The following is a 16,312-nucleotide window of genomic DNA, read 5'->3' on the forward strand; positions in this document are numbered from 1 at the left end:
AATCAGCCTAGGAACAGGTATTTAAAGGCGAACAGTAGCGCCAGCAGAATGACCGCCGGGTTGAGGTCCTTGAAACGCCCGGAGAGCGTCTTGATTGCCGCATAGCTGATAAAACCCAAGGCAATACCTTCAGCAATCGAGAATGTCAGCGGCATCGCCAAGGCGGCAATCAGCACCGGGGCGGCATCGGTGGGGTCATCCCAGTTGGCATGCGCCAGGCTACCCGCCATCAATACCGCCACATAAAGCAACGCCCCCGCCGTCGCGTAAGCGGGAATCGATCCAGCCAGCGGGGCGAAAAACAGACTGGCCAGGAACAGAATGGCTACAACGACAGCGGTAAGCCCGGTGCGGCCCCCTGAAACGATTCCCGCCGTGGATTCAATATAGCTGGTGGTGGTTGAAGTACCCAGAGCGGCACCGGCCATGGAGGCGCCACTGTCAGCCATCATGGCACGACCAAGACGTGGCAGCTTGCCATCTTTATCCAACAGCTTGCCGCGTTGCGCCACACCTACCAAGGTGCCGGAGGTATCGAACAAATCCACGAACAGAAAGGCAAAGATCACACTGAGCATCGCCACGTCCAGAGCGCCCATCAAATCCATCGCCATGAAGGTCGGGGCGATTGAAGGCGGCATGGACATGAGCCCGGCGTATTCATTGTGGCCCAACAGCATGGCGATCACAGTGATACCCAGAATACCGATCATGACGGCGCCGGTGACCTTGAGGTAAGCCAGGGCGGTAATCACGAAAAAGCCCAGCAAGGCATAAATCGCCGGCGGCTGGGACAGATCACCCAGCGCCACGAAGGTTGCCGGATTGGCCACCACGATGCCGGCGTTTTTCAGTGCGATCATTGCCAGGAACAGACCGATACCCGCGGCGATGCCAAGGCGCAGAGAAAGCGGAATCGAGTTGATGATCCACTCGCGTATCTTGAAAATACTCAACAGGAAAAAGCACAAACCGGAAAAGAACACCGCGCCCAAGGCGGCTTCCCACGTATAACCCATGCCCAGAACCACACCGTAGGTGAAAAAGGCGTTCAGTCCCATTCCCGGTGCCTGTGCGATGGGGTAATTGGCCCATATGCCCATGATCAAACAGCCAATGGCGGCCGCCAGGCAAGTCGCCACGAAGACCGCTCCATAATCCATGCCGGCTTCGGAAAGAATACTCGGATTGACAAAAATGATGTAAGCCATAGTCAGGAAAGTAGTAATCCCGGCGATGACTTCTGTTTTCACGTTTGTCTTGTGCTCAGTGAGCTTGAAATGATTATCGAGGAAACGTTTCATGGATGTTTTATCCTGCGCGCGAAAACGCCGTGGCATTAAGGGAGCTAGAAAAGCCGCACATGGTACCTAAAGGCGCCTGATGATGCGAGAACCTCTAAGGCGACATACGTAGACGAGCCTTGTCCACCCTAATCATTTCGTGCAGCCAACACCCGCTCCACTGTTTCCACGATAGCCTGGGTTTGGGGGTCGACTTCGATGTTGATCTGATCTCCCGGCACACGTTGCCCCAGGGTGGTTCGCGCCAAGGTTTCGGGAATCAAATTGACGCAAAACTGTATGTTTGATGCTTCACTCCCTTTGCGTACCTCTCCGACTGTCAGGCTGATCCCATCCACACCGATATAGCCCTTTTCAAATACAAAGCGTCCTTTTTCACTGGGCAGCTCAAACCATAGCTTCCGGTTATTGGGTGCTTCTTCGATGGCGACGAGAGGCGCCATGCCGATGATATGGCCGGACATCGCATGACCACCGATTTCATCGCCAAAACGTGCCGCACGCTCTACATTGACATGGGTTCCCGGAACAACGTTACCCAGATTGGTCAACCGCAGCGTTTCCCGCATCAAGTCGAAACTGATCCGGGTTCCCTCGATCGCCGTGACGGTCAGGCAGACGCCGTTGTGAGCCACGGAGGCCCCCAGCTGCAAGCCTTCACATAGCTCGGCGGGCATTTTCATGACATGGGTACGGAACTGCTCAAGCTCGCGAACTTCCACCACTTCGGCGGTACCCTGCACAATACCGGTAAACATGGGCACTCCTTTTACTGGCTGTTTTAGATGGCTTCTTTGTTACCGCCCCCAGCATAATGCGGCGGTTGTCTTCACCGCAATCAATTGACACTCCCCCCGTCACTCTCTAGACTTTCGCCGCAAATGTAATGACGCCGATTTGTCCCCGGATTGCGGGCGTCCATCAGACATTCTCTGATGAAGTTCAGCTAAAAAGGGTGTGTCCAGCGTTAGGGCCACCACCTAGGGTGGTCTTTTTTATGCCCCTTTTTCGCACCTGCCCTCACATCCCGTGTCTTCGGCCTACCACAAGGCAGACGCCCCATGATTTACCTTGAAAACATCAGCAAGACCTACGGGGTTGGCGCCAACACCGTCCACGCCTTGCAAAACGTGAACCTGCATATTCCTCAAGGCAAAATACACGGCGTGATCGGCTTGTCCGGCGCCGGTAAATCGACCTTGATCCGCTGCGTCAACCTGCTTGAGCGCCCTTCTGCCGGCAAGGTCAGTGTCGACGGACAGGACATGACCGCCCTGAGCCCTCAGGCACTGAACAAGGCCCGCCATCGTATCGGGATGATTTTTCAGCACTTCAACCTACTGACCAGCCGGACGGTATTCGATAATATCGCCTTGCCCTTGGAATTGATGGGAGAAACCCGCAGCACGATCCGCCAGCGGGTCGGGCCGCTTCTGGAACTGGTCGGCCTGGTCGATAAAGCCAACCAATACCCCGCCCAGCTTTCCGGCGGCCAGAAACAGCGCGTCGCCATCGCCCGTGCGCTGGCCAGCAAGCCCAATGTTCTGCTCTGCGATGAAGCCACCTCAGCACTCGACCCCCAGACCACCGGCTCGATTCTTGAGCTTTTACGCGATATCAATAAGAAACTCGGCCTCACCATCCTGCTGATCACTCACGAAATGGAAGTGGTGAAGTCGATTTGCCATCGGGTAAGCCTTATTTCAGATGGTGAACTGGTAGAGGACGCTGAAGTAGGCGATTTCTTTACCGCCCCACGCACCCAATTGGGACGTGAATTTCTCAATGACTTCCTTCAGCTGGAGCCTCCCAAGGAGCTTATTGAACGCTTGAGCCCCGATGCCGGCACCCACACGCATCCGGTCGTGCGCCTCACGTTTTCCGGTGACGCGGTTTCCACTCCGCTGATTTCTCGCCTGGCGCGGGAGTGCGAAGTGGATGTCAGCATTCTTCAAGCCAAGGTGGAATCCATTCAGGATCGTACCCTGGGGCTAATGATTGCCGAGCTTCTCGGCACACCCCAGCAAACCCGGGACGCCATGGCGTATCTGGAATCCCACCAATTGCAGATAGAGGTACTTGGCCATGTCCAGCGCAATGCTTGACCTTATTCTCCAGGCCACTCTGGACACCCTGTATATGGTGGCGATATCGGGGATGATCTCGACATTGCTTGGCGTCCCTTTGGGCGTGATGCTTTATGTCACTCGTCCACGCCAAATTCTGGCCATGCCGGTGCTCAATCAGGTATTAAGCATCGTCACCAACATCGGACGCTCGATACCGTTCATCATCCTGATGGTGGCGATCATTCCGTTCACCCGAATGCTCGTGGGTACCTCGATTGGCATCAATGCCGCTTCAGTGCCGCTGACGATTGCCGCCATCCCCTTCGTCGCTCGTCTGGTCGAAGGCGCACTGAACGAACTCTCACCTGGGCTGGTCGAAGCGGCTCAATCCATGGGTGCCACACCGTGGCAGATCGTCAGGAAAGTACTGCTCCCGGAAGCCCGCGGGGGCATCATAACCGGCCTGACCATTACCGTGGTCACACTGGTGAGCTACTCGGCCATGGCCGGGGCGGTGGGCGGCGGCGGCCTGGGCGACTTGGGCATACGCTACGGCTACAACCGCTTCAACCCCACCATCATGGTGATTACCGTGGTGATACTGGTGGTAATGGTTCAAGGCTTTCAAAGCCTAGGTGACTACCTGGTGCGCAAGAGCGATCGAAAATAGCTTTCAACCTTAATAACCAAAATGAATTAGACACTGGGTTTTTATTCCTGCAATATCATTTCCAAGTAGTCCATTCAACTCAAGAGGAGCGTTCTGGATGCATAAATTACTACTTGGCGGGCTCACCGCCATCGCTTTTGCCGTCAGCACCGCCAATGCTGAGACAGACACACTCAAGGTGGGCACCGTCGCTGGGCCTGAAACCGATGTCATGCAAGTGGCCGCTCGCATTGCCGAGGAAGAATATGGCCTAAATGTCGAAATCATCGAGTTCACGGATTACGTGACCCCCAACGCCGCCTTGGCCGATGGTAGCCTGGATGCCAATGCCTACCAGCACGAGCCCTACCTGCAGTCGATGAACAATGACCGGGGCTACGATCTGGCGATTGCCGGCTACACCTTCGTTTACCCCATTGGGGCCTACTCGGAAAAATACGAGAATATTGATGAGCTTCCGGAGGGTGCTCTGATTGCACTGCCCAACGACCCTTCCAACGAAGGCCGTTCCCTGATCCTGATGCACAACAAGGGCCTGATCACGCTGGATGATCCCAAGAACCTGGAAGCCACCCCGATCGATATTGTCGAAAATCCACGGAATTTCCGCTTTCACGAAATCGAAGCCGCTCAGTTGCCGCGCGTGCTGCCTGATGTGGACATGGCTTTCATCAACAATACCTTCGCTCAGCCGGCAGGCCTGAGCTTGGACGACGCCTTGATCAAGGAAGGTCCCGAATCTCCCTACGTCAACTTGATTGCCGTGCGTGGCGGCGATGAAGACCGTGAAGATATCCGCCAGCTGGTGGATGCCTACCAAAGCGAAGCCGTTGTCGAAAAAGCCGAAGAACTGTTCCAAGGCGGCGCCGTTCCCGGCTGGACCGAGTAAGTTTAAGCACTGCTAGACACTACATAGTGCATAGTGCCCTATTTCAGGCCGGCTCATGCCGGCCTGATTCGTTTCCTTTCACGTTTCAGGCGAAACCATGCAACCCGACTACTCCTTACTGTGTCGCCAGCTCAGCGCCTTACTCGATACACGCGACTGGTTAACCAATAGTGCGCAAAGCTGTGCCTTCATCATGCAGGAAATTCCCCAGTTGAACTGGGTGGGCTTCTATCTGCAGCGCAGCCCCGAACTGCTTCACCTGGGACCGTTTCAAGGCAAGCCTGCCTGCCACCCCATTCCCTTCAGCAAGGGTGTATGTGGCGCAGCGGCGCGCAGCCAGATCACCCAGCGCATCGAGGACGTGCATGCCGTGGCCGACCATATTGCCTGCGATGCGGCATCGCGCTCGGAGCTGGTGATTCCTGTGGTGATGAATGCAGGGCTATGGGGAGTTCTTGACCTGGACAGCCCGGAGCCGGGCCGCTTCACTGAAAAAGATCAGATCGGCATCGAAGCGTTAGTGAAGATCTTTGTGGATCAGACCGACTTGCCGTATCTCAAATAAAATTCGAACGCAAAAAAACGCCCCTACAATCTGGATTGCAGGGGCGTTTTTACTGGTAGGACCAGGCGGATTTGAACCGCCGACCTCCACGATGTCAACGTGGCGCTCTAACCAACTGAGCTATGGTCCTGTAAACCGGTAATAAAGACGTTGGCAGCAGCGAATACTTGGTAGGACCAGGCGGATTTGAACCGCCGACCTCCACGATGTCAACGTGGCGCTCTAACCAACTGAGCTATGGTCCTGCTGCAAGCAACGGATGCGTATTCTACGGACCCACCCCTGAAATGCAAGCATTTTTATGGCTTGCTCAGGACGTGGTACGCACACGATTCACCGCCTCCCGCCAACCTTGATAAAGCGCATCGCGCTCTTGCGCGGGCATTTGAGGGGTAAAGCGTCGCTCGCATTGCCATAGGCGAGAAATTTCCTCCAGATCGCGATACCAACCCAACCGCAAGCCGGCCAGATAGGCCGCACCCAAGGCGGTGGTTTCCAGGATACCGGGACGATCCACCTCTACATCGAGCATGTCGGCCAGAAATTGCATCAGCCAGTTATTGCTGACCATTCCTCCATCGACGCGCAAGACGCCTGGCGTTGCCTGGATATCATCGTTCATGCAGGCCTGGAGATCGCGGGTTTGATAGCACACCGCCTGCAGCCCTGCCGCGACAATTTCGGCTATCCCCGTATCGCGAGTCAGGCCTAAAATCGCCCCACGCGCCTTGGGGTCCCAATGCGGCGCGCCCAAACCGGTAAAGGCCGGCACCAGGTAAACGCTATGGCCACTGCGGGTCTCCGCCGCCAGCGCTTCGGTTTCCGCGGCGTTGGCAAACAGTTTCAAACCATCACGCAACCATTGCACCGTCGCCCCGGCCACGAAAATGCTGCCTTCCATGGCATAAGTGGGCCGCCCGTTCAGGCGATAGGCAACCGTCGTCAGCAATCGATTGCATGATAGCGAGGGCGCATCGCCGGTATTGACGATCATGAAACAACCGGTCCCATAGGTACTTTTGCCCATCCCCGGGGTAAAGCATGCCTGGCCGATCAAGGCAGCCTGCTGGTCGCCCGCCACACCGGAAATCGGCAATTCTGCCCCCAACCAGGCGGCATCCACCTTGCCGAAATCATCGCTGGAGTCTCGCACCTGCGGCAGCAATGCGGCCGGTATGTCGAAAAGCGCCAGCAATTCCTCGTCCCAATCTTGATGATGAATATTGAACAATGCCGTACGCGAGGCATTGGTGGCGTCAGTGGCATGCACCCGGCCATGCGTCAGCCGCCAGATTAAAAAGGAATCCACGGTGCCAAAGGCCAACTCACCTCTCTCGGCACGCTCACGTGCACCTTCGATGTTATCCAGCAGCCAGGCGAGCTTGGTCGCGGAAAAATAAGGGTCCAGCAGCAAGCCGGTGCGTGATTGGAGCATAGACTCATGCCCTGCTTCTTTCAGCACCTGACAATGCTCGATCGTACGCCGGTCCTGCCACACGATGGCCGGATACAGCGTCTCGCCGGTGGCTCGATCCCACAACAAGGTGGTTTCACGTTGATTGGTGATGCCCACTCCATCCAGTTGCGCGGCATTCAGGCCGGCATTTTCCAGCGCCTGGCGACAACTGCTCAACACACTTTCCCAGATGGTTTCCGGTTGATGCTCCACCCAGCCATCGGCGGGAAAACATTGAGCAAACTCCTGTTGTGCAGAGGCTACGCTGCGCCCCTGCCGGTCAAACACAATTGCTCGGGAGCTGGTGGTTCCCTGATCAATTGCGAGAAGATAATTGGCCATCCGCGTCCCTGTGCTCGTTTTTGTTTATTCGGTTCTTATTTACTCGGGAATGCCGCCACGGGTCAGAACGGCAGGGTCAAGCAGCCTTTCCAGCGTTTCCCTGTCGAGGTCGGTCTGCTCCTCGGCCACATCGATAATCGGTCGCCCTGCCTGATAGGCCTTCTTGGCAACAGCGGCGGCGGCGTTATAGCCAATCACGTTATTCAAGGCGGTGACCAGTATCGGGTTACGCGCCAAGGGTCCCTGAAGATTATCTTCACGGACCTTGAAGGTAGCTATGGCCCTATCCGCGAGTAAGCTTGCGGTATTACCCATCAGCATGATGGAAGTGAGCAGGTTGGAGGCAACCAGCGGCAACATGACGTTGAGCTGGAAATTACCGCTCTGCCCCGCCACGGTGATCGCCATGTCCAGGCCGATCACCTGAGCGGCTGCCTGAGCGGCGGACTCGGGTATCACCGGGTTGACCTTGCCCGGCATGATCGAACTGCCGGGCTGCAGTGCCTCGAGCTCGATCTCGCCCAGCCCGGCCAGGGGCCCGGAATTCATCCAGCGCAGGTCGTTGGCAATTTTCATCACCACGCACGCCAATCCCTTGAGCTGGCCGGAAAGTTCAACGGCGGCATCCTGGGAAGCGAGGCTGGCAAAGAAGCTGTCATTGGGCTCGAAGGCAAGCCCTGTCTGACGGCTCAAGTGCTGCGCCATACGCTCGGCGAATTCGGGCGGCGCATTGATGCCGGTTCCCACTGCCGTGCCACCCTGCGCCAACCGGCACAGCCGCTGCATGGCACTGTCCAGGCGCTCGATGGCTTGATTTATCTGGCTGGCCCAAGCCCCAAGCTCTTGATCCATGCGCAAGGGCATGGCGTCCATCAAGTGAGTGCGACCGGTCTTGGTGACATGCTGCAAGCTGTCGGCACGCTGGGTGATCTGAGCGTGCAGATGCACCAGGGCGGGACGCAAATGTGTGTCTACCGCGATTGCCGCCGCTACATGAATCGCCGTGGGAATCACATCATTGCTCGACTGCCCCATGTTGACGTGGTCGTTGGGGTTGACCTCGACGCCCTCACGACTGGCTAGGGTCGCGATCACTTCATTGACGTTCATGTTGCTGGACGTACCGGAACCGGTTTGGAACACGTCGACCGGAAACTGGTTGTCATGCTCGCCGGCGATTACCGCTTCCGCCGCCTTGATGATGGCATCGGCACGTGCGCTGTCCAGCAGGCCGAGATCCCGGTTGGTATGGGCGGCGGCAAGCTTGATCCGGGCAATGGCATGAATGAACCGGCTGGGCATAGGCGAGCCGGAAACCGGAAAGTTGTTGACGGCACGCTGGGTCTGGGCTCCGTAAAGCGCCTTCTCCGGCACTTCCAGCTCCCCCATGCTGTCGCGTTCGATACGTGTGCTCATGAGACGTTACCTCCCTAACCCAGTGGGATAAAAATACATTTTTCTAAAAGAGTGCCTCTTTAAAAAGCGCCCTAACTTGGCTGCATGAATCTCACCTTGGTAGCCGCGGGGAAATGATGCAAGTCCGGTCTATTTATCAGTGGCTTCACGCGCAATGTTGCACTGCACAAAAACGCTTGCTATGCTTGCAACGCAAGAAGATCAGGAAACAAGAGAAAGCTCTACCGTTACTTTCCTGGTCAGTCACTGACAACCCTTGGAGGGTAATATGAATACTTTCAACACTAACGAAATGAACCAGCAAGTCGACAACCTGTTCATGGCACCGGCACGCGCCTTCGCTACTTTGAGCCTTAACTTCACCGAGAAGTTGGTCAATGCTCAACTGGACGCCGGCAAAACCTATGCCGATACCAGCCTGGCACAGGTTCGTAACTTGCTGAGCATCAAAAACGCTGAAGGCCTGCGCAGCTATATGGAAGACCAGCAGAAAGTCGCCAAGGAGCTCACCGAACGCGTCAAGGGCGATGCCGACAAGGTGGCCTCCTTGCATCAGGATTTCATTCAGCAGAGCCAGAAGCTGACAGAAAGCAACGTCAAGCAAGCGCGTGAAGTCGCCAGCAAGGCTACTGCCAAAAGCGCCTGAGTGCTTTCATGAGGTTCTGTTATAACGACTTATTATAATTCAGTATAGCGCACAAAAAACCGCCGAATTCATCGGCGGTTTTTCTGTTTATGACGATTGTCTACCAATCGAGCGCCTTTTTGACGAAAGGGATGGTGAGCTTGCGCTGCGCTGACAGAGATGCCTGATCCAGCACTTCCAGAGTACGGCATAGCTCGCCTAGCTCACGCGGCCCGCGATGCAGAATATACCGCGCCACATCATCGGGCAGCTTCATACCACGCAAGCTTGCTCGTAGCTTGAGTGCCTCGAGACGACCGGCATCATCCAGCGGCTGAACATGAAAAGTGACGCCCCAGCTCAACCTTGAAGCGAGATCCGGCAATTTTACCGGTAACTGGCGCGGTGAGGCTTGAGCGGCAATCACCAGGCGCTTGCCTGCATCACGCAACCGATTGAAAGCATGAAACAAGGCTTCCTCCCAACGTTTGCGCCCTATGACAAGCTCAAGGTCGTCAATCGCGACCAGGTCCAGTCGCTCGATATCTTCCAGCATCAACGGCGGGAAATGGCCCAATTCCGCCAACGGCAGGTAGAGCGCCCGCTTGTCGGCGTCCGAGGCGGCGTGACAGGCCGCTTGCAATAAATGCGTGCGGCCGGTTCCCGGTGCTCCCCATAAATACACATACGGCTCCCCATCCAGGTCACATTGGTGGATCAACCGCTCCACCAGTGAAGCATTTTCGGCGGGCAGGAAATTTTCGAAGGTGGCGTCATCGCGTAAGCCTATTCCCAATGGCAACTGTGCCGGTACTCGGCTCATGACGCTCCCTCTTCGTCGTGGTGATCCTGTTCAGCATCGTACAATCTGCTGTGTTTATAACGTTCGTTGATTTCGCGCAAAAGCACCATGATGACCGCCGCCGCGGGCAGCGCCAACAATACCCCGGTAAAACCGAACAGGCTGCCCCCCGCCAATACCGCGAAGATGACCGCCACCGGATGCAGGCCGATCTTGTCGCCCAGCAATTTGGGTTGCAACACCACGCTTTCGGCAGCTTGACCGAGCGAAAAGACTGCGACTACTCCCAACACTGCCCACCAGGTACCGAACTGAAACAGTGCCACAATCAATGCCACACCGATCCCCACGATAAATCCCAGAAAAGGCACAATACTCACCAAACCAGCCACCAGGCCTATCAGCAGGCCAAAGTTCAATCCCATCAGCGTCAACCCGAGTGAATAAATGACTCCAAGGCACAACATGACAAGCAGCTGGCCACGCAAGAAGGCCGAAAGCACTTCATCACAACGACTTAAAAGCCGAACGGCTTCCGGCTCCCACTGCCTAGGAATGAAACCAATGATGTTGGCATTCAGGCGCGTCCAGTCGAGCAATAGATAAAACGTGACCACCGGGATCAAGGCGAAATAGGTTATCCATGTGAGAAAGGCGGCGCCTGAACGCCCCACTTGCCCCAGCACTTGAGCCAGATACCCTCCTGCATCACGCCAATGTTCGGTCAGGATTTTCCGCAGATTGGCCAGTTCATTTTCCAGATCATACCCCGTCCATTCCCGTACCTGTGGCGCCAACTCCTGCTCCACCCAAGACAAAACGCCCGGAATCACCTCACCCGCTTCTTTTATCTGCTGCACGGTCAACGGAATCAGTATCAACAAGCTGAGCGACAGAATAATCAGCATCACAAGAAAGACACTGCTTACTGCAAAGGGGCGATTCATTCCCCAGCGTTCGAAACGATTCGCGAGAGGGTTGGCCAGATACGCCAGAATCATCCCGGCAATAAAGGGCATCAACACAGTATCCAGGCGGTACAGCAACCAACCCAGTCCAATGACGAGGATAATTCCCCACCACGATTTTTTCATGCGTAACTCTCCTTCCTGGATATGGCACCAGCGATGCGGGGCGCGCCACCTGATGCTACAATCTCGCCTCGCCATTGCTCAGCTCACCGGCATAGATTTGACTGGCCGGCATTACAAGCACTGTTATTTTTTGCTTTACAGGATACGTCATGACCGAGACTTCCTCTTCGCAGCCTGCCAAGCCCTCCCTCAGTTACAAGGATGCCGGCGTCGACATCGATGCCGGCAATGCGCTGGTAGATCGCATCAAACACGTGGCCCGGCGCACTGCTCGTCCCGAAGTCATGGGTGGACTCGGTGGTTTTGGTGCCTTGTGCCAGCTACCCACCGGCTACAAGGAGCCGGTACTGGTATCGGGAACTGACGGTGTCGGCACCAAATTACGCCTGGCAATGAACCTGGGTCGCCACGACACTATCGGCATCGACCTGGTAGCGATGTGTGTCAATGACTTGGTCGTGGCCGGTGCCGAGCCGCTGCTTTTCCTTGACTACTATGCCACGGGTAAGCTCGATGTGGATATCGCCGCTGATGTCGTGAGCGGTATCGGTAACGGCTGTGAACAGGCCGGCTGCGCCTTGGTGGGCGGTGAAACCGCTGAAATGCCCGGCATGTATGAAGGCAGCGACTATGACTTGGCGGGTTTTTGCGTCGGTGTCGTGGAAAAATCAGAAATTCTCGATGGCAGCAAGGTCGGCGCAGGAGACGTGCTGCTCGGCATGGCGTCTTCCGGTCCTCATTCAAACGGCTACTCACTGATTCGCAAGATACTCGAAATCAGTGACGCAGACCTGGCCATGGAGCTGGACGGCAGATCACTGGGCGATGCCCTGATGGCACCGACACGTATCTACGTCAAACCCTTGCTTTCCTTGCTCCGCGATAGCGATATTCCGGTACATGCCCTTTCACATATCACCGGGGGCGGGCTTCTGGAAAATATTCCGCGTGTGCTGCCTGACAACCTGGCGGCGCATATCGATATGACTACCTGGCAGAGACCGGCCGTTTTTGACTGGCTGAAAACCCAGGGCAATGTTGATGAAACCGAAATGCACCGCGTCCTTAACTGTGGTATCGGCATGGTCATCGTGGTACCCGCGGAGAAAGCCGACCAGGCCCGGGCGCATCTTCAAGCGCAAGGTGAAAGCGTTTATCGAATCGGCAATATCGTGACCCGCGAAGAAGGAGCCGAGGCCGTTGTACTGGAGAACCTCCCGGCATGAGCATTCCTGAATTTGGCAGCGACACCCTCAACGATCTCACGCCCGACCCCACCGAAAAGCGTCGGGTCGTGGTACTGATTTCCGGCAATGGCAGCAACCTGCAAGCGCTGATCGACGCCCAGTCTCACGACCGCCTGAGCGGTGAGATCGTGGCGGTGATTTCCAATGAACCTGGGGCTTACGGCCTGAAACGGGCTCACGAGGCCGGTATTGATGCCGTCGCTCTGCCGCATCGCGAATACGATAGCCGCGAAGCGTACGACAGTGCCTTGATCACCGTCATCGAGCGGCATGAGCCGGACTTGATCGTACTCTCGGGTTTCATGCGCATCTTGAGCCCACACTTCGTGGAACGTTACGAAGGCCGCATGCTCAACATTCACCCCTCGTTGCTGCCGGCGTACCAAGGGCTCAATACCCATGCCCGCGCCTTGGCCGATGGAATCACCGAACATGGCTGTAGTGTGCACTTCGTCACAGAAGAACTGGATGGCGGACCGGTAGCGATACAGGCAGTGGTCAATGTAGAGGCAGGAGAAAGCGAAGAAAGCCTCACGGAAAAGGTTCATGCCCGCGAGCATCTCATTCTTCCTATCGCGGTTAATTGGTTTCTGGAAGGACGCCTGCAGTTCGCCGGTGACAGCGCCACCATTGATGGTATGACACTTCCCCGTCATGGCATGCGTTTGTCTCACCAGGATGCCGCCGAGGAACTCGACGAAACTTGACTAGCCGGTAGCATGCCGATGCACCAGTGACACGACAAAGGGCGACTTGATCAAAGTCGCCCTTTGCACTTTCTATAGGCAGGCGGGCGGTCGCGCAATGCTCAGGTGCGTGGCAGAGTAACCCCGCGCTGCCCCATGTATTTTCCGCCACGATCTTTGTAAGAGGTTTCACAGACCTCGTCAGACTCCAGAAATAGCATCTGCGCCACACCTTCATGCGCGTAAATCTTGGCCGGCAAGTTTGTAGTGTTGGAAAACTCCAGCGTCACATGCCCTTCCCACTCCGGTTCAAGCGGTGTGACATTGACGATAATACCGCAACGCGCATAAGTGGATTTTCCCAGGCAGATAGTCAACACACTCCGAGGGATACGGAAATATTCCACCGTTCTGGCCAACGCGAAGGAGTTAGGCGGAATGATGCACACATCACCCTTGATATCGACAAAACTTTTTTCATCGAAGGCCTTGGGGTCCACCACCGCCGAATAGATATTGGTAAATACTTTGAATTCATCAGCACAGCGCACATCGTAGCCGTAGCTGGACGTGCCATAGGAGATGACACGCCGCTCATCGACGTAGCGCACCTGTTCTGACTCGAACGGTTCGATCATTGCCTGGCGTTCGGCCATGCGCCGTATCCAATTGTCTGACTTGATACTCATGGGTTGAAGTTGTCACTCACTAAAAGAAATCGAGGGGCCGTCATGGGACTGGCCGGCTACTTGTTCCGCCACTTGCTTGGCGATCTCGCCGAATGTCTTGCTGATGTCGCTTTCCGGCTCGGAGACTACACTGGGATGCCCTGCATCCGCCAGCTCACGAATCGACAACGCCAATGGGAGCCTTCCTAATACCTGGGTGTCGTATTCTTCAGCAATGCGATCGCCGCCGCCGGTGCCAAAAATAGCTGCTTGATGGCCGCATTTTTCACATTGATAAAGGCTCATGTTCTCGACGATGCCGAGTACCGGTACATTGACCTTGCGGAACATTTCAATCCCCTTGCGGGCATCGAGTAACGCAATGTCCTGGGGAGTAGTGACGATAACCGCGCCAGATACCGGTACACGTTGCGATAACGTCAACTGAATGTCGCCGGTGCCTGGCGGCATGTCGATCAACAGGAAATCCAGGTTGTCCCACAGCGTCTGGGTCAACAGCTGCTGGAACGCCCCTACTACCATCGGCCCTCGCCACACCATGGGCTCGCGAGTGTTGACCAGAAATGCCATCGACATGGCCTGAATGCCATGCGCCTGCATCGGATGAAAATGTTTCTCACCAGCGGGTTTCGGGCGGGCGCCCTCTTTCACGCCCAGCATCTGCGCCTGGCTGGGACCGTAAATATCCGCATCCAGTACTCCAACCCGATAGCCTTGTGCCGATAAGGCCAGTGCCAGGTTGACGGTTACAGTGGATTTGCCCACGCCTCCCTTACCGGAAGCCACGGCCACGATATGCTTGACGCCATCAATCACATGCTTCTCCTTGGTTAACCGATGACGTTCTCACCTGAGTCGGCGATGATAACGCTCGCCACCGGTTTCATAAATACATATCACAAACACGAACGGCAGCCTCCCCTTGCAAGCTGCCGTTCGTGCCATGATCAATCAGGAACTAACGCTACTATAAAGCTCAGTTCTGCTCTTGTTCCTGGGCTTGTTGCTCTTCTTCCTGTTGATTCTCTTGTTGCTCGCCTTGAGCTTGCTGATCTTGTTCCTGCTGACCCTCTTGTTGCTCGCCTTGAGCTTGCTGCTGGCCTTGTGCCTCGGACTGCGCCTGGTCTTGGGAAGCACCATCCATTTCAGTGCTGGTGCTCTCCATCCGCGTTTCCAGCGTGCTCAATTCTTCACGCCAGTCGCGTAATTGAGTTTCAAGGCGCTCCAGCTGGTTTTCACGCTCCTCCACTTGACCTTCAATCATCGCCAGTTCTTCGCGACCGATATCTATCGCCAGCATGAGATCTTCCATTTCCGAGCGCACCTGATCGATGCTATCTTGCTCTTCCTGGCGCAGCGCCTGGAGTTCTTCAACTTCCGATTGCAGTTCATCGCGCTCATTGGTCAAGGTCGTTTGCTGGCGGGACAGCACTTCGACCTCGGATTCACGCACCTGAATCTGTTCTTCGAGTTTGTTTAAGCGCGACTGAGCCTGCTCCATTTCGGACTGCATCTCTTGTAGCGCCTGTTCAGCTTCATTGCGCTCTTCGACTAGTTGCTGACGTTCCTCTTCGGCTTGTTGGCGAGCTTGCTCCGCTTCTTGCCGTGCTGCTTCAGCGCTTTGACGTGCTTCTTCAGCTTGCTGGCGAGCCGCCTGGGCTTCATCACGAGCCTGCTCGACCCGTTCAAGCTCTTGTTGCAGCGATGCCAGTTCAGCAGCGGCCTCTTCCTGTTCGGTACGCAATTCCTCTATTTCAGTTTGCAGCGCATCACGCTCCGCCGTCAACGCATCCAGCTGCTGTTGAGTGCTGGCAACATCGCTTTCGGCCTTCGCCAATTGCTCTTCGACCTGGGCCTGTTCTTCATGCAGCACAGCCATTTCGCCACGTAAGCTTTCCAGTTCCATTTCAGCCTCTTCCACTTCGGAAAGCTGCTGGGATAATGCCTGGTTTTCACTTTGCAAGGTTTCCACACGTGTTTCGAGTGTCTCGACCTCATCCCCACGAGACCCTGCGGTGGATTGCGCCAAAATCGCCCAGATCACGGCTATCGCAGCGATCCCGGCAATTCCTCTAACCCGGTTATCCTGAAACAAGGCTTTAGTGCTCGGTTTTTGAGCGGAAGAACCGCCTGACGCACCCGGCGAAGCATTGTTACCTTTGGAACCGCCACCCCCAGAACCGCCGCTGCCACCCGTGGAACCGCCACCTGACGAGCTGCTAGTCGTGGAGCCAGTCGTTGTGGAACCAGTGCCGGTACCTGTGGAACCGTTCTTGGGTGGTTCGCTCTTTGTCGAAGAAGTAGTTGAAGAAGCTTTTTTGGATGAATCGTTCTTGGATGGATCGTTTTTGGGTTGATTGTTATCCGGGGTGTTTGTGTCCGACATCGTCCTTCCCTCTTGTTGATCCGAGCAGTGAGTGCTGATTCTCACAACAGGCTATTGAATAGCCTGTTGCAA

16 protein-coding genes and 2 tRNA genes are annotated in these 16,312 nt (G+C 55.8%); 7 read left to right on the forward strand and 11 right to left on the reverse strand.

The features are described 5' to 3' along the window. Positions 1-2: 2 nt before the first annotated feature. The gene (locus tag LG290_RS09220; protein WP_499834584.1) at positions 3-1,304 is read right to left on the reverse strand and encodes an NCS2 family permease; all 1,302 of its coding nucleotides are present in this window, start codon (positions 1,302-1,304) and stop codon (positions 3-5) included. 128 nt (positions 1,305-1,432) lie between these two features. Further along, positions 1,433-2,062, reverse strand: coding sequence for a riboflavin synthase subunit alpha (locus tag LG290_RS09225; RefSeq protein WP_499834585.1), 630 nt, complete (start codon positions 2,060-2,062; stop codon positions 1,433-1,435). Between the two features lie 303 nt (positions 2,063-2,365). Here LG290_RS09225 and LG290_RS09230 point away from each other — a divergent pair, with 303 nt between their 5' ends. The 4 genes from LG290_RS09230 (at position 2,366) to LG290_RS09245 (ending at position 5,497) form a co-directional block, all read left to right on the forward strand. Further along, entirely contained in the window at positions 2,366-3,409 is a 1,044-nt protein-coding gene (locus LG290_RS09230) for a methionine ABC transporter ATP-binding protein (RefSeq protein WP_160418647.1), read from the forward strand. Next, positions 3,390-4,043: a methionine ABC transporter permease gene (locus LG290_RS09235; RefSeq protein WP_160418648.1), complete on the forward strand. Its 654-nt coding sequence runs from the start codon at positions 3,390-3,392 to the stop codon at positions 4,041-4,043. The genes LG290_RS09230 and LG290_RS09235 overlap by 20 nt, the downstream gene beginning before the upstream one ends. A gap of 97 nt (positions 4,044-4,140) precedes the next feature. Further along, positions 4,141-4,932, forward strand: coding sequence for a MetQ/NlpA family ABC transporter substrate-binding protein (locus LG290_RS09240; protein WP_499834586.1), 792 nt, complete (start codon positions 4,141-4,143; stop codon positions 4,930-4,932). A 97-nt stretch (positions 4,933-5,029) separates the two neighbouring features. Beyond that, the gene (locus tag LG290_RS09245; protein ID WP_160418650.1) at positions 5,030-5,497 is read left to right on the forward strand and encodes a free L-methionine (R)-S-oxide reductase MsrC; all 468 of its coding nucleotides are present in this window, start codon (positions 5,030-5,032) and stop codon (positions 5,495-5,497) included. A 53-nt stretch (positions 5,498-5,550) separates the two neighbouring features. On the opposite strand, the gene LG290_RS09250 is transcribed toward LG290_RS09245, so the two are convergent. From LG290_RS09250 to LG290_RS09265, 4 genes are all read right to left on the reverse strand, one after another. Continuing rightward, positions 5,551-5,627, reverse strand: a tRNA-Val gene (locus tag LG290_RS09250). A 38-nt stretch (positions 5,628-5,665) separates the two neighbouring features. Then, positions 5,666-5,742, reverse strand: a tRNA-Val gene (locus LG290_RS09255). A 65-nt stretch (positions 5,743-5,807) separates the two neighbouring features. Then, the gene (glpK, locus tag LG290_RS09260) at positions 5,808-7,295 is read right to left on the reverse strand and encodes a glycerol kinase GlpK (RefSeq protein ID WP_499834587.1); all 1,488 of its coding nucleotides are present in this window, start codon (positions 7,293-7,295) and stop codon (positions 5,808-5,810) included. Positions 7,296-7,334: 39 nt separating this feature from the next. After that, a complete protein-coding gene (locus LG290_RS09265) occupies positions 7,335-8,711 on the reverse strand; it encodes a class II fumarate hydratase (protein WP_499834588.1) in 1,377 nt (458 codons plus the stop codon). A 268-nt stretch (positions 8,712-8,979) separates the two neighbouring features. Here LG290_RS09265 and LG290_RS09270 point away from each other — a divergent pair, with 268 nt between their 5' ends. Then, the gene (locus tag LG290_RS09270) at positions 8,980-9,357 is read left to right on the forward strand and encodes a phasin family protein (protein ID WP_160418653.1); all 378 of its coding nucleotides are present in this window, start codon (positions 8,980-8,982) and stop codon (positions 9,355-9,357) included. Positions 9,358-9,457: 100 nt separating this feature from the next. On the opposite strand, the gene hda is transcribed toward LG290_RS09270, so the two are convergent. Together hda and LG290_RS09280 are read right to left on the reverse strand one after the other, a co-directional pair. Continuing rightward, entirely contained in the window at positions 9,458-10,159 is a 702-nt protein-coding gene (gene hda, locus LG290_RS09275) for a DnaA regulatory inactivator Hda (protein ID WP_499834589.1), read from the reverse strand. After that, the gene (locus LG290_RS09280) at positions 10,156-11,232 is read right to left on the reverse strand and encodes an AI-2E family transporter (protein ID WP_160418655.1); all 1,077 of its coding nucleotides are present in this window, start codon (positions 11,230-11,232) and stop codon (positions 10,156-10,158) included. The genes hda and LG290_RS09280 overlap by 4 nt, the downstream gene beginning before the upstream one ends. A gap of 149 nt (positions 11,233-11,381) precedes the next feature. Here LG290_RS09280 and purM point away from each other — a divergent pair, with 149 nt between their 5' ends. Both purM and purN read left to right on the forward strand, forming a co-directional pair. Beyond that, entirely contained in the window at positions 11,382-12,458 is a 1,077-nt protein-coding gene (gene purM, locus LG290_RS09285; protein WP_499834590.1) for a phosphoribosylformylglycinamidine cyclo-ligase, read from the forward strand. Beyond that, positions 12,455-13,186 (forward strand): phosphoribosylglycinamide formyltransferase, encoded by a 732-nt coding sequence (gene purN / locus LG290_RS09290; RefSeq protein ID WP_499834591.1) that lies wholly within the window; start codon positions 12,455-12,457, stop codon positions 13,184-13,186. The genes purM and purN overlap by 4 nt, the downstream gene beginning before the upstream one ends. 101 nt (positions 13,187-13,287) lie before the next feature. On the opposite strand, the gene dcd is transcribed toward purN, so the two are convergent. The 3 genes from dcd to LG290_RS09305 all read right to left on the reverse strand — a co-directional run bounded on the left by dcd (position 13,288) and on the right by LG290_RS09305 (position 15,949). Continuing rightward, positions 13,288-13,854, reverse strand: coding sequence for a dCTP deaminase (gene dcd, locus LG290_RS09295; protein ID WP_160418658.1), 567 nt, complete (start codon positions 13,852-13,854; stop codon positions 13,288-13,290). 12 nt (positions 13,855-13,866) lie between these two features. Continuing rightward, positions 13,867-14,667: an iron-sulfur cluster carrier protein ApbC gene (gene apbC, locus LG290_RS09300; RefSeq protein WP_319928110.1), complete on the reverse strand. Its 801-nt coding sequence runs from the start codon at positions 14,665-14,667 to the stop codon at positions 13,867-13,869. A 163-nt stretch (positions 14,668-14,830) separates the two neighbouring features. Continuing rightward, complete coding sequence (locus LG290_RS09305) at positions 14,831-15,949, reverse strand: coiled-coil domain-containing protein (RefSeq protein WP_499834592.1); 1,119 nt, start codon at positions 15,947-15,949, stop codon at positions 14,831-14,833. Positions 15,950-16,312: the final 363 nt, after the last annotated feature.

The sequence above is a fragment of the Halomonas sediminis genome, assembly GCF_044871105.1.
Lineage (GTDB): Bacteria > Pseudomonadota > Gammaproteobacteria > Pseudomonadales > Halomonadaceae > Vreelandella > Vreelandella zhuhanensis.